We start from the raw sequence: 12,051 nt of genomic DNA on the forward strand, positions 1-12,051 counted from the left end.
TAGTCTTTTGGTGCTAAGCTTTTAGCTAGGCAGTAAATATCGCTTTGAATAGATAATAAAAATGCCGCTCAATGAGCGGCATTTTTGTAGCTGTAGCTAGTGTAATTTAGAATTACTTACTTGCGACTTTTAGACCTGCGTTTACATCAACAATATCTTGTTCGCTTAGAGTACCAACCGCTTGACGAAGCTGAAGTACACTTAGGATGTAGTTGTAACGAGCATCTGAAAGGTTCTTGTTCGCGTCGTATAGACGACGAGTCGAATCTAATACGTCAACGATAGTACGAGTGCCTACATCAAAGCCGGCTTCAGTTGCTTCTAAAGCAGACTGAGCAGAAACTACAGACTGTTCGTAAGCGCGTAGAGCACCGATCGAAGCACTGATGTTGTTGTTGAACGCACGTACGTCTTTTACAACGCTGCGGTAGGTTGCTTCTAAGTCTTCACTTGCTGCAACGTAGTTGTATTCAGCCTGTTTAGTCAATGAAGTTGTGTTACCACCCGTGTATAGAGGTACAACTAAGTTCAAGCCTAGGTTTAGGTTGTCTTGGTCATAATCTTGAGAGCTGTTTGATTGATCTGCAAGAGAGTAGCTACCATCTAATGTCAGGCTTGGTAAGTGACCAGAGCTTGCTAGTGAGATGTTATCTTTTGCTACGTCTTGAGAGATACGCGCTGCAAGTAGGCTAAGGTTCTTCTGCTCAGCCTGTTCAACAAGTGCAACAGCCGACTCGGAAGATTTGCTTGCAGAGAAACGGTCAGTATCTAGGATGCTTAGGTTAGAGTGTTCTTGACCTGTGATCTCACGTAGACCTTCATAGTTATTAATCAGAGTGTTTTCTGCTAAGACTTCGTCTGCCAAAACGCCATCGTACTGAGCTTGTGCATCATGTACATCGGTGATTGCTGAAAGACCTACTTCAAAACGTTGTTTTGTTTGTTCTAGTTGACGAGCAACTGCTGCTTTTTCGGCACGAACAAATTCTAGGTTATCTTGAGATCGAAGTACTTCGAAGTATGCGGTTGCTACACGCAGGATCAAAGCTTGTTGCTCTGCCGCGTATGCTGAATCAGCCTGACGAGCACTTTTTTCTGCTGTATCGAGCGTGATCCATGAAGAACGTTGATAAAGCTCTTGAGTGAAGCCGATAGCTGCTCCCCAAGTGTTGTTATCGATACTTGAGCTACCTTGACCTGAAGTATCTCTGTCACCACGGTTAATGTCGTAGTTCGCTGTTAGGTTAATTTGTGGTAGCAAATCACTACGGCTTGACGTTACTGCTTCAAAAGCGGCATCGCGCTGCGCTGCTGAACGAAGAAGTTGTGGATCGTTCTGTTTTGCTTGGTCGTAAACTTCAGCTAGCGTATCAGCAAAAGCTGATGAACTCAGGCTGCCAATTGCTGCACTGATAAATAGTGGAAGCAGTTTTTTCATTTTCCTATTCCTGCCTTTAATAGAATTTTTCTTTAAAAGAGTTTAACCCAGTTTGGTGGTAATTTACTCGAAACTTTGCACTTTTTTACAATTAACTGTCCACTCGTGCAATATTTATTTTTTAAAACTTAACTTTAATTATAAGTTTTGTATAAAAAGTTGAACCTTATCCTTGGTAGTTAACTCGGACAATGAGTAAACTATAAAGATCACTTAGTGAGGTACCAAATGCAACAGTCTGACAATCAACGACATGAGTTTACTCCGCAAGATGTGGAAATAGTCTCAAAAGAGACGCTGTTTCGTGGTTTTTTTAAAATGGTTAAGTACACATTTAAACATAGATTGTTTGAGGGGGGGTGGAGCCAACCAATAGAACGTGAAATGTTTGAGCGTGGTCATGCTGCCGCTTTGCTACCTTATGATCCTGTTCGTGATGAAGTTGTGATCGTCGAACAGATCCGTGTCGGTGCTCTAGAGCATGAAAACCCATGGCAATATGAGATTGTTGCCGGGATTATCGATACTGACGAGTCACCACAAGATGTTGCCCGTCGTGAAGCGATGGAAGAAGCTGGAGTCGAAGTCGGATCTGTATTACCTATTACTTCGTATTACCCTTCATCTGGCGGTTGCTCGGAAAAGCTCGACGTCTTTGTTGGCTGTGTTGATGCAACGACAGCTAAAGGGGTGCATGGATTGGATTACGAAGGTGAAGACATTAGGGTACAAGTGATGACTCGCGAGGCCGCTTATCAGTTGGTAACAGATGGTGTGTTTGAAAATGGCGCCACAATCATTGCGCTACAGTGGCTACAATTGAACTACCAAGAATTACAGTCAGAGTGGATAGATTAACGTCATGCCAAATATAGCGGTCAAAAAACCGTATCATGTTGATCTTGCTGAGTTGATGCGAGTTTACGAGACTAACTATGCCAAGCTTAACGCTTTGTTACCGGTTGGGCATGAGGTTGGTGACGTTCGCTGTTACCAAGCCGTTAATATGGTGTATCAATTGACAGTGAATGAGGTCACAAAATACACCACTTTAATAGACATATGTCAGAGTGACGCGATGCCAGTGTTTCCTTTGCCAAAAATGTCTGTCAGGCTATATCACGATGCTCGAGTTGCAGAAGTGTGCGCTAGCGGGGATTTTTCACGAGTCAAAGCTAAATATGACTATCCCAACACTAAGCTTCTGCAAAAGGACGAGAAATTTCAATTGAATAAATTTCTTGGGGAATGGTTAACGTTTTGTTTAAAAACGGGTATCAGCCGAACTCCAATTGCCTTTTAATTGAGCTTATTGAACAACACTTTTAAAGTCTAAACAGTAACGTATCTGGATTTGTTATTTTGGAATTATCACACACTTCAAAATTTGATGAGAGCACTATTAAGCTTGTGCAGCTAACGGACACGCATTTATTTGCGCCGAGCAATGGCAGTTTATTAAGCATCAACACTCAAGATAGCTTTCGTGCTGTAGTCGGTGGCATTGTTAGCCAGGGCTTTGACTATCAAGCGATTTTAGCAACCGGTGATATCTCTCAAGATCACAGTGCAGAGTCGTACCAGAAATTTGAGTCAGGGATTCAGCCTTTGGAAAAGCCATGTTATTGGCTGCCAGGAAACCATGACTTTAAGCCTAATATGGGCAGTGTTTTACCATCAACCCAAATACAGTGCGTTGAGCATGTCTTGCTAGGCGATAGCTGGCAGATGGTGATGCTGGATTCGCAAGTGGTGGGTGTGCCTCATGGTCGCCTCAGCGATCAACAGCTTGATCTGTTAGATCAAAAGCTGACGGAATTCCCTGAACGTAATACATTGGTTCTATTGCACCACCACCCGTTATTGGTTGGCAGTGCATGGTTGGATCAACATAACCTAAAAGACGCAGACCAATTTTGGGATGTGGTTCAACAGCACACCAATGTTAAAGCGGTACTGTGTGGCCACGTTCATCAAGATATGAACCGAGATCATCATGGTGTACAAGTCATGGCAACACCGTCGACTTGTGTGCAATTCAAACCTAACTCAGATGACTTCGCGGTAGACACTTTGTCTCCGGGCTGGAGAGAGATTGAACTGCATCAAGACGGAACGGTCAGCACGAAAGTTCGTCGTTTGCCTGATGGGCAGTTCTTGCCTGATTTTGAAGCGGCTGGTTATTAATGCTGTTGATTATTGATGTAGGAGTCTATTAATGTCTGGTTCTGAACTGCAAACCACTAAGCCATCACTGCTCCTCTATATTCACGGTTTCAACAGTTCATCACGTTCTCATAAAGCGAACGTGATGGCAGATTATTGTGCTAAGTATCGCTCTGATATTAAAGTCGTTACCCCTCAACTGCCGAGCTTTCCTCAGCAAGCAGCTCTGCATTTACAGCAGTTGGTGGAGCAATATAAAGAGCAATATCAGATAGCGTTGGTGGGTAGCTCATTGGGTGGCTATCTTTCAACATGGCTGAATAGTCACTATGGTTTTAAAGCTGTGGTTGTAAACCCAGCAGTAAAGCCATTTGAGCTTCTTGCTGACTATTTAGGTGAACAAGTAAACCCATACACTGATGAGCGATATGTACTGGAAACAAAGCATATCGATGAACTGAAGGCGTTAGAGGTTCCGGTTATCACTAAGCCGAGTGATTTCTGGTTACTTCAGCAAACGGAAGATGAAGTTCTGGATTACCGACAAGCGGTAGAGAAGTACCAAGGTGCAACACAGACAGTAGAAGAGGGGGGGGATCATAGCTTTGTTGATTTTGAACGCTACCCACAACAAATCATCACCTTTCTAAATATCTAATCTGTTCCACCAACTAAGTGATTTTCTCTTGTTTGCCTGTTATTTCATCTATCAATGGTGAAATATCATAGTTTGATGTCTTAGTTTTTGAACTAGCTTGACATCATTACTCAGCTTCCAGACTATATTCCCCAATACTTCGCTCGTTCGCTCTACTATGACGGTTCATAGTAATGATTCTGCTTTAGTGAAACTGGAGCCAGCGAACTGACGCAAACTTTTTGAGTAAACTCCGTATTATGACTGAACAATATAATGCAAAAGACCTCGAGGTACTTGAAGGTCTCGATCCTGTGCGACACCGCCCGGGAATGTATACCGAGACAGAAAGACCTAACCACCTTGCCCAAGAAGTCATTGATAACTCGGTCGATGAAGCACTAGCGGGACACGCTAAGAAGATCAAAGTTGTGCTTCATGCAGACCAATCGTTAGAAGTTACCGATGACGGCCGTGGTATGCCTGTCGATATTCACCCTGAAAAAGGGATCTCAGGTGTTGAGCTGATTTTAACTAAGCTCCACTCTGGCGGTAAATTCTCGAACAACAACTACAAGTTCTCAGGTGGTCTGCACGGTGTAGGTATCTCGGTTGTAAACGCACTGTCAAAACGTGTTGAAGTGACCGTACGCCGAGAAGGTCAGGTTCATGAGATCGCACTTGAAGGTGGTCATGCTGTAACAGAACTGACTGTAACGGGCACTTGTGGCCATCGTAACAGTGGTACATCTGTACATTTTTGGCCTGATCCTAAGTATTTCGATAGCCCTAAATTTTCGACACTGCGTCTGATTAACAACCTACGTGCAAAAGCAGTGCTTTGCCCAGGTTTAGAAATTACCTTTATCGACAAAGTCGGTGGCGAAGAGCATAAATGGTTCTATGAAGATGGTCTAAAAGACTACCTTGCCGAAGGCGTGAAAGGTTACACCTTACTGCCTGAAGAACCGTATGTTGGCGAATTCGTAGCTGAAACAGAAATGGCGAACTGGGCGATCATCTGGCAGCCAGAAGGCGGTGATATGATTACCGAGAGTTACGTGAACTTAGTACCGACTAAACAAGGTGGTACACACGTAAACGGTCTTCGCCAAGGTCTGCTTGATGCAATGCGTGAGTTCTGTGAATTCCGTAACTTGTTACCACGCGGCGTTAAGCTAACGGGTGATGACATCTTTGACCGTTGTTCTTACGTATTATCGGTGAAGATGCAAGATCCGCAGTTTGCTGGTCAAACAAAAGAGCGCTTGTCTTCGCGTCAAACCGCTGCGTTTGTTTCTGGTGTGGTTAAAGATGCATTTAGCTTGTGGTTGAACGAAAAGCCACAACTGGCAGAGCAGTTAGCAGAAGCTTGTATTGCGAATGCCCACCGCCGTATGCGCGCAAGCAAAAAGGTTGTGCGTAAGAAAATCGCTTCAGGTCCAGCTTTGCCAGGTAAGCTAACGGACTGTTCAGTTCAAGACTTAAGCCGTACCGAAATCTTCTTCGTGGAAGGGGACTCGGCGGGTGGTTCCGCTAAACAAGCACGTGACCGTGAGTTCCAAGCGGTGATGCCACTTCGCGGTAAGATTTTAAATACATGGGAAGTGTCAGCAGACCAAGTATTGGCTTCGCAAGAAGTGCACGACATCTCGGTGGCTCTGGGTATCGACCCGGACAACGATGATTTATCAGGCCTGCGTTACGGTAAAATCTGTATTCTTGCCGATGCGGACTCGGATGGTCTTCATATCGCGACACTGCTATGTGCTTTGTTTACTCGCCATTTCCATGCATTAGTTGAAGCGGGTCATATCTATGTGGCAATGCCTCCTCTGTATCGTATCGATTGCGGTAAAGAAGTGTTCTACGCACTTGATGACGCAGAGAAAGACGGTGTGCTTGAGCGACTATCGCAGAAGAAAGCCAAGATCAACGTGCAACGATTCAAAGGTCTGGGTGAAATGAACCCACTTCAGTTGCGTGAAACCACCATGGATCCAAACACTCGTCGCCTTGTGCAGTTAACGATTGATGACAGCGAAGCGACCAACGAGATGATGGACATGCTGCTTGGTAAGAAACGTGCAGATGATCGCCGTACATGGCTACAGACTAACGGTGATATGGCCGAGGTATAATGGATGTCTAACGAAATTACATATGATGGCGTTGAACAGCTGCCAATGCGCAAGTTCACCGAAGATGCCTACTTAAATTACTCAATGTACGTGATCATGGATCGTGCATTGCCGTATATCGGTGATGGCTTGAAGCCAGTACAGCGTCGTATTATCTACGCGATGTCTGAGCTAGGCTTATCGGCTGCATCGAAATACAAAAAATCAGCACGTACCGTTGGTGACGTATTAGGTAAGTATCACCCACACGGTGACTCTGCTTGTTACGAAGCGATGGTATTGATGGCGCAGCCTTTCTCTTACCGTTACCCATTGGTCGATGGTCAAGGTAACTGGGGTGCTCCGGATGACCCGAAATCGTTCGCTGCGATGCGTTATACCGAAGCGAAATTATCTAAGTTTGCTGAGGTTCTTCTAGGTGAACTAGGTCAAGGCACTGTTGACTGGCAACCAAACTTTGATGGCACGATGAAAGAGCCTCAAATGTTGCCTGCTCGTCTGCCTCATATCCTACTTAACGGTATCACTGGTATCGCGGTAGGTATGGCGACCGATATTCCACCACACAACGTGCGTGAAGTCGCTAATGCAGCCATTCACCTAATTGATACGCCTAAGTCTGAGCTTTCAGATGTGATGAGTTTCATTCAAGGTCCAGATTATCCGACAGAAGCTGAGATTATCTCTCCGAAATCGGACATCGAAAAGATCTACCGTACTGGACGTGGCAGCATCAAGATGCGCGCGGTTTGGCACAAGGAAGGCTCTGATATTGTTATCACGGCTTTACCTCATCAAGTGTCAGGTGCGAAGTTACTTGAGCAAATCGCGAACCAGATGCGCGCTAAGAAGCTGCCAATGGTTGACGACTTGCGTGATGAATCTGATCATGAGAACCCAACGCGTATCGTTGTCGTTCCTCGTTCAAATCGTATCGACTGTGATCAATTGATGAGTCACCTGTTCGCGTCGACGGATCTAGAGAAAAACTTCCGCGTTAACTTGAACATGATTGGTTTAGATAACCGTCCTCAAGTTAAAGGCTTAGTTCAGATCCTGAAAGAGTGGATTGAGTTCCGTCGCACAACAGTTCGTCGTCGTTTGCAGTATCGTTTAGATAAAGTATTGGCACGTTTGCACATCTTAGAAGGCTTGCTTGCTGCTTATCTTAATATCGATGAAGTGATTGAGATCATTCGTACAGAAGACGAACCATGTCCTGTATTGATGAGCCGTTTCAACATTTCTGAAATTCAAGCCAATGCGATTCTTGATATTAAACTTCGCAACTTAGCTAAGTTAGAAGAGTTTAAAATCCGAGCGGAACAAGAAGAGCTTGAAGCTGAACGTGAAAAGCTTGAAAAGCTACTCGGTTCAGAGCGTCGCTTGAATACGCTGATCAAGAAAGAAATCCAAGCAGATGCGGATAAATACGGTGATGATCGTCGTTCACCTCTGATTGAGCGTGCTGAAGCGAAAGCGCTAACAGAGCGCGACTTAGTACCAAGCGAACCCATTACGGTTGTGTTGTCTGAGAAAGGTTGGATTCGTCATGCTAAAGGGCATGAGGTTGATGCTGAAGGCTTGAACTACAAATCAGGTGATAAATTCTTAGCGAGTGCTAAGGGTAAGAGTAACCAGCAAGCGGTGTTCCTCGGCAGTGATGGCCGAAGCTACTCCCTTGAATCTCATTCATTACCGTCGGCACGTAGCCAAGGTGAGCCAATTACAGGCCGCTTGAATGTCAGCCCTGGTACTTCTATTCGCCAAGTGGTGATGGGAGAGAATGAGCAATTATGGTTAGTCGGTTCTGATGCTGGTTATGGCTTTGTTTGTAAGGGTAGCGATCTGCTGTCTAAGAACAAGAGCGGTAAAGCGTTGGTTAACTTGCCACAAGCTTCTGAGGTGATGATGCCAAGCCCTATTGCTGACTTGGACAGTAACCAGATTCTGGCGATTACTAACCAAGGCCGTATGTTGTTGTTCCCTATTAAAGACCTACCTCAGTTGAGCAAGGGTAAAGGCAACAAGATCATCAATATCCCTTCTGCGAAAGCAAAAGAGCGTGAAGAGTTTGTCTCGCACTTGATGGCTATCCCAGAGAATGCGACGCTGACTATCTACGCAGGTAAACGTAAACTTGGCTTGAAACCAGCAGATCTTGAAAACTTCCGTGGTGAACGTGGTCGCCGTGGTGGCCTACTACCAAGAGGTTTACAGCGAGTGACTCGCATCGATATCGAAGAGCCAAGTGAATCGTAGAGATACCTGATACAATCTTTAGATAAAAGAAAACCCAGCTTGTGAGCTGGGTTTTTTGTATTTGTGTATTAGCAGCTTGAATCACTGCTTACAGAGTTTACTCTACAGGCGAGTATCTTCAGCAATCGTTACTTTGAGGGTTTTGTTTTCACCTTGGCGTAAGATGCCTACATCAATCACGGTACCTGGACGCAAATCAGTAACAGTATCCATCACACTCTGACGACCATTTACCTGGTTATTGTTGATGCTGACAATAATGTCTTGAGCTTCAAAACCGGCATCCGCTGCAGGGCCATTTGGATCGATACCTAACACAACAATCCCACCTATATTCTTAGTACCCAACATGCGTGAGGTGACAGAGTTGATGTCTTGCCCATCGATACCGATATAACCACGAATTACACGGCCATCGGCGATGATCTTCTCCATGATTTTATTCGCAAGTGGATAGGGGATAGCAAATGAGATCCCATAGGTTTCCATGTCGGTAGCTTGTTGGAAAGAAGCGGTATTGATACCGACTAGCTCACCTTGCGAGTTAACCAACGCGCCACCTGAATTACCTTCATTGATTGCCGCGTCGGTCTGAATAAAGGCTTGATGACCATCGGCACTGATCGAAGAGCGGCCGGTTGCAGAGATGATACCAAAGGTTGTTGTTTGACCTAGGTTATATGGGTTACCGATAGCCAGTACTACATCACCGACATTGGCTTTGTAATTAGGGTTGAGTGGGATCACCGGTAGGTTGTCACCGCTGACTCTAAGTATCGCGATATCGGTGCGCTTGTCTGAACCGACAAGTTGCGCAGCTGCTACTCGGCCATCTTGAAGCGCCACAACTATTTGGTCTGCTTGAGCCACAACATGGAAGTTGGTAATGATGTAGCCTTTCTCGCTAACAATCACCCCAGAGCCCAAACCTTGAGTGAGCAGTTTGTTGCGATCACTTTCAGCGTATTTGCGGCTATAAATGTTAACCACAGCGGGTGCCGCGCGGCGAACTGCTTGGTTAAATGAAATCTGAAGAGAGCCAATATTATCAACTTTAGGGCTAGTGACGTCAGCAACAATCGCTGGTCTTAAGCTCGGGAATGCGAGAAGAATAAGCGCCGCTGAAACGAGTCCAAGGGAAATAGAACGAAATAGAAAGGACAGCATGTTTCCCTCTTCGACAAGTAAGGTATTGAGCCTCCGCACACGGGTGACCTGTTTGAGTTACTTGTGAAGCATAGCATTTTGATTGATCTAAAGAAAAGGGAGACTGAGTAAGTTTAAAGCAAACTTACCGAGCCTCTCTGTTATTACGCTGACGTACGACTATCGAATAACGAGGTAGATAGTCCTGTCGCCACGTTGGATATTTAGCGCCAATACGCCCGGTTGTTTCTCAAGAATCTTTCTAAATTCAGCAAGGTTTTTAATGGTTTGGCGATTGACGCCAATAATGATGTCGTCTTTGAGAAGTTGGTAAGCCTCTGCTGGTGAGCCTTGAGCAACACTTGACACCTTCACGCCTGTTGCTGAGTCGCTGTCTGTTGTGTTGGTAAGCTCAGCTCCAGCAAGCCCTTCATGGAGTTTTTCAGCTTGTGTCTTGCTATTGCTGGATTCACCAAGCGTTACGTCAAAAGTTTTATTCTTTCCGTCGCGAACCACACCTAACTCGATTTCTTTACCTGCACCGAGTGTGGCGACCTTAGCTCTTAACTCGCTGAAGGTATCAATGCGTTTGCCATTAATAGAGACAATAATATCACCGGCTTTCAGCCCTGCTTTATCTGCTGCACTGTCAGGAACTATTTGGCTAACAAAGGCACCCTTACTGGATTCATAACCGAGTGCTTCTGCTAATTCTGAGGTAATTTCTCCGCCTTGAACGCCAAGCATGCCGCGTTTTACTTCACCGAAATCGAGAATTTGTTCTATCAGGTTTTTCATCATATTAGATGGGATTGCAAAGCCGATACCGACATTACCTCCGTTAGGGCCAAGAATGGCAGTGTTGATACCAATCAGTTCACCGTTGAGGTTCACTAGTGCGCCACCAGAGTTACCGCTGTTGATGGCGGCATCGGTTTGAATGAAGTTCTCAAAGTTCTCTAGATTCAGGCCGCTGCGACCAAGCGCAGAAACAATGCCTGATGTCACGGTTTGACCGAGCCCAAATGGGTTACCGATTGCGACACTAAAATCACCGACTCTTAACTTGTCTGAGTCTGCGACTTTTATCTGGGTAAGGTTCTTGGCTTTTTCGAGTTTAAGCAGTGCGATATCAGACATCTGGTCGCCACCGATAAGTTCGGCATCGTATTCTCGACCATCATGAAGTTTTACTTTGATATCGTCGGCACCATTAATCACATGGTAGTTAGTCACGATATGGCCTTTCTTGGCATCAATGATTACACCAGAGCCTAATCCGCGGAATGGGCGCTCTCGTGTTTGTTCGGGGCCAAAAAAGAATTGAAATTGTTCAGGGATTTGCTGACGTTGTACCTGTTTGCCTTCTACGGCAATACTAACCACAGCGGGGGTCACTTGTTCAAGCATAGGCGCGAGGCTTGGCAATTGCTCATTACCCACACTTAATGGCAGTGCGGCCGTTGCTTGAATGGGGGTGATGATTGAACTTAAGCTTAAAGTCAGTACTGATAAAGCAAGCAAAGGTTTTTTCATCATAAACTCCTCTCTAGTTAAGGTCTTACCCCTCTCACTACGTGTAATAAGTATGAGAAGTTTCAAATGACCTGAGTGAAAGTTATGACTCAAAAACCTTTGTAAAGTTCACAGAAGTGTTAAATGTTTATGATGCTTTTGCTGTCACTACATCAGGAGCATCAATGATCTCTTTCTTCTGTTCTGTAAATAAACCGGTTGCGCCATTCGCGTAATCTTTCGGTTGCTCCTCAAGTGTCGCTTCTTTAATTGACGGCTTATCTTGTGATTTGTCCGAATGAGCGGCGGCTGTTTTCACAAACGGGTTGTCTTGCTCTGGCAGGTTAGGAATCAGCTCTGAGCTTGTTTTTTCCATGTGTTGGTACAGTTTTGTGTAGTCCTTACCTAAGGTGTCCAACATTTCTGCTGATTTCGCAAAGTGGTCAGCCAGCTCTTGTCGCTGCTGTTCCAGGGCAAACTTTGCGCTATCCAATTCTTTCTGTACGTTCTTTTGTTTTTTGTATTCAGGTGTCATGAGACGAGAAATAGCGACCCCTAAAATAACTCCGACTAGTAAACCGGCAACGGCATACATCCAAGGCATAACAGCTCCTTATTATTGTTTTTTAACATGTTTGTTACTGCTTAGTTACACGTGCTACGGCTCCATGGTACTATGAGAAAGCCGCAGTATAAAGAGAAATGCGTGTGCGCTAGTTAGCAGTTTAGTGCTGCATTATTCACCG

Annotated in this window: 10 protein-coding genes; 6 read left to right on the forward strand and 4 right to left on the reverse strand. The window is 45.0% G+C overall.

Annotated features, from left to right (window positions below):
* Positions 1 to 112: 112 nt before the first annotated feature.
* The gene (gene tolC / locus QQ041_RS22985; protein ID WP_285955142.1) at positions 113 to 1,438 is read right to left on the reverse strand and encodes an outer membrane channel protein TolC; all 1,326 of its coding nucleotides are present in this window, start codon (positions 1,436 to 1,438) and stop codon (positions 113 to 115) included.
* A 228-nt stretch (positions 1,439 to 1,666) separates the two neighbouring features.
* Here tolC and nudF point away from each other — a divergent pair, with 228 nt between their 5' ends.
* The 6 genes from nudF to parC all read left to right on the forward strand — a co-directional run bounded on the left by nudF (position 1,667) and on the right by parC (position 8,644).
* The gene (nudF, locus tag QQ041_RS22990) at positions 1,667 to 2,296 is read left to right on the forward strand and encodes an ADP-ribose diphosphatase (RefSeq protein WP_146490514.1); all 630 of its coding nucleotides are present in this window, start codon (positions 1,667 to 1,669) and stop codon (positions 2,294 to 2,296) included.
* Positions 2,297 to 2,300: 4 nt separating this feature from the next.
* Positions 2,301 to 2,741 carry a DUF1249 family protein gene (locus QQ041_RS22995; protein ID WP_008222561.1) on the forward strand — a complete coding sequence of 147 codons (441 nt, stop codon included), beginning with the start codon at positions 2,301 to 2,303 and terminating at the stop codon, positions 2,739 to 2,741.
* A gap of 59 nt (positions 2,742 to 2,800) precedes the next feature.
* A complete protein-coding gene (gene cpdA, locus QQ041_RS23000) occupies positions 2,801 to 3,625 on the forward strand; it encodes a 3',5'-cyclic-AMP phosphodiesterase (RefSeq protein ID WP_285955143.1) in 825 nt (274 codons plus the stop codon).
* A gap of 31 nt (positions 3,626 to 3,656) precedes the next feature.
* Entirely contained in the window at positions 3,657 to 4,262 is a 606-nt protein-coding gene (yqiA, locus tag QQ041_RS23005) for an esterase YqiA (RefSeq protein WP_146490516.1), read from the forward strand.
* A 239-nt stretch (positions 4,263 to 4,501) separates the two neighbouring features.
* Entirely contained in the window at positions 4,502 to 6,382 is a 1,881-nt protein-coding gene (gene parE, locus QQ041_RS23010; RefSeq protein WP_017061428.1) for a DNA topoisomerase IV subunit B, read from the forward strand.
* A gap of 3 nt (positions 6,383 to 6,385) precedes the next feature.
* On the forward strand, positions 6,386 to 8,644 hold the full coding sequence (gene parC / locus QQ041_RS23015) for a DNA topoisomerase IV subunit A (RefSeq protein ID WP_146490517.1): 2,259 nt from the start codon (positions 6,386 to 6,388) through the stop codon (positions 8,642 to 8,644).
* A gap of 102 nt (positions 8,645 to 8,746) precedes the next feature.
* Here the strand turns inward: parC and degS are convergent, their stop codons facing one another.
* The 3 genes from degS to zapG all read right to left on the reverse strand — a co-directional run bounded on the left by degS (position 8,747) and on the right by zapG (position 11,909).
* Positions 8,747 to 9,811 (reverse strand): outer membrane-stress sensor serine endopeptidase DegS, encoded by a 1,065-nt coding sequence (gene degS / locus QQ041_RS23020; protein ID WP_060983027.1) that lies wholly within the window; start codon positions 9,809 to 9,811, stop codon positions 8,747 to 8,749.
* 159 nt (positions 9,812 to 9,970) lie between these two features.
* A complete protein-coding gene (locus QQ041_RS23025) occupies positions 9,971 to 11,326 on the reverse strand; it encodes a DegQ family serine endoprotease (protein ID WP_285955181.1) in 1,356 nt (451 codons plus the stop codon).
* Between the two features lie 127 nt (positions 11,327 to 11,453).
* Positions 11,454 to 11,909: a Z-ring associated protein ZapG gene (gene zapG / locus QQ041_RS23030; RefSeq protein ID WP_017629363.1), complete on the reverse strand. Its 456-nt coding sequence runs from the start codon at positions 11,907 to 11,909 to the stop codon at positions 11,454 to 11,456.
* Positions 11,910 to 12,051 lie beyond the last annotated feature (142 nt).

The sequence above is a fragment of the Vibrio sp. TMPB1044 genome (assembly GCF_030442075.1).
In the GTDB taxonomy this organism is placed as follows: Bacteria; Pseudomonadota; Gammaproteobacteria; order Enterobacterales; family Vibrionaceae; genus Vibrio; species Vibrio satsumensis.

Bases quoted from the DNA above. Each gene is read 5' to 3' on its own strand.
- QQ041_RS23025 (WP_285955181.1), bottom strand. From the start codon at position 11,326: ATGAAAAAACCTTTGCTTGCTTTATCAGTACTGACTTTAAGCTTAAGT.
- nudF (WP_146490514.1), top strand. From the start codon at position 1,667: ATGCAACAGTCTGACAATCAACGACATGAGTTTACTCCGCAAGATGTG.
- zapG (WP_017629363.1), bottom strand. From the start codon at position 11,909: ATGCCTTGGATGTATGCCGTTGCCGGTTTACTAGTCGGAGTTATTTTA.
- parE (WP_017061428.1), top strand. From the start codon at position 4,502: ATGACTGAACAATATAATGCAAAAGACCTCGAGGTACTTGAAGGTCTC.
- parC (WP_146490517.1), top strand. From the start codon at position 6,386: ATGTCTAACGAAATTACATATGATGGCGTTGAACAGCTGCCAATGCGC.
- yqiA (WP_146490516.1), top strand. From the start codon at position 3,657: ATGTCTGGTTCTGAACTGCAAACCACTAAGCCATCACTGCTCCTCTAT.
- degS (WP_060983027.1), bottom strand. From the start codon at position 9,811: ATGCTGTCCTTTCTATTTCGTTCTATTTCCCTTGGACTCGTTTCAGCG.
- tolC (WP_285955142.1), bottom strand. From the start codon at position 1,438: ATGAAAAAACTGCTTCCACTATTTATCAGTGCAGCAATTGGCAGCCTG.
- QQ041_RS22995 (WP_008222561.1), top strand. From the start codon at position 2,301: ATGCCAAATATAGCGGTCAAAAAACCGTATCATGTTGATCTTGCTGAG.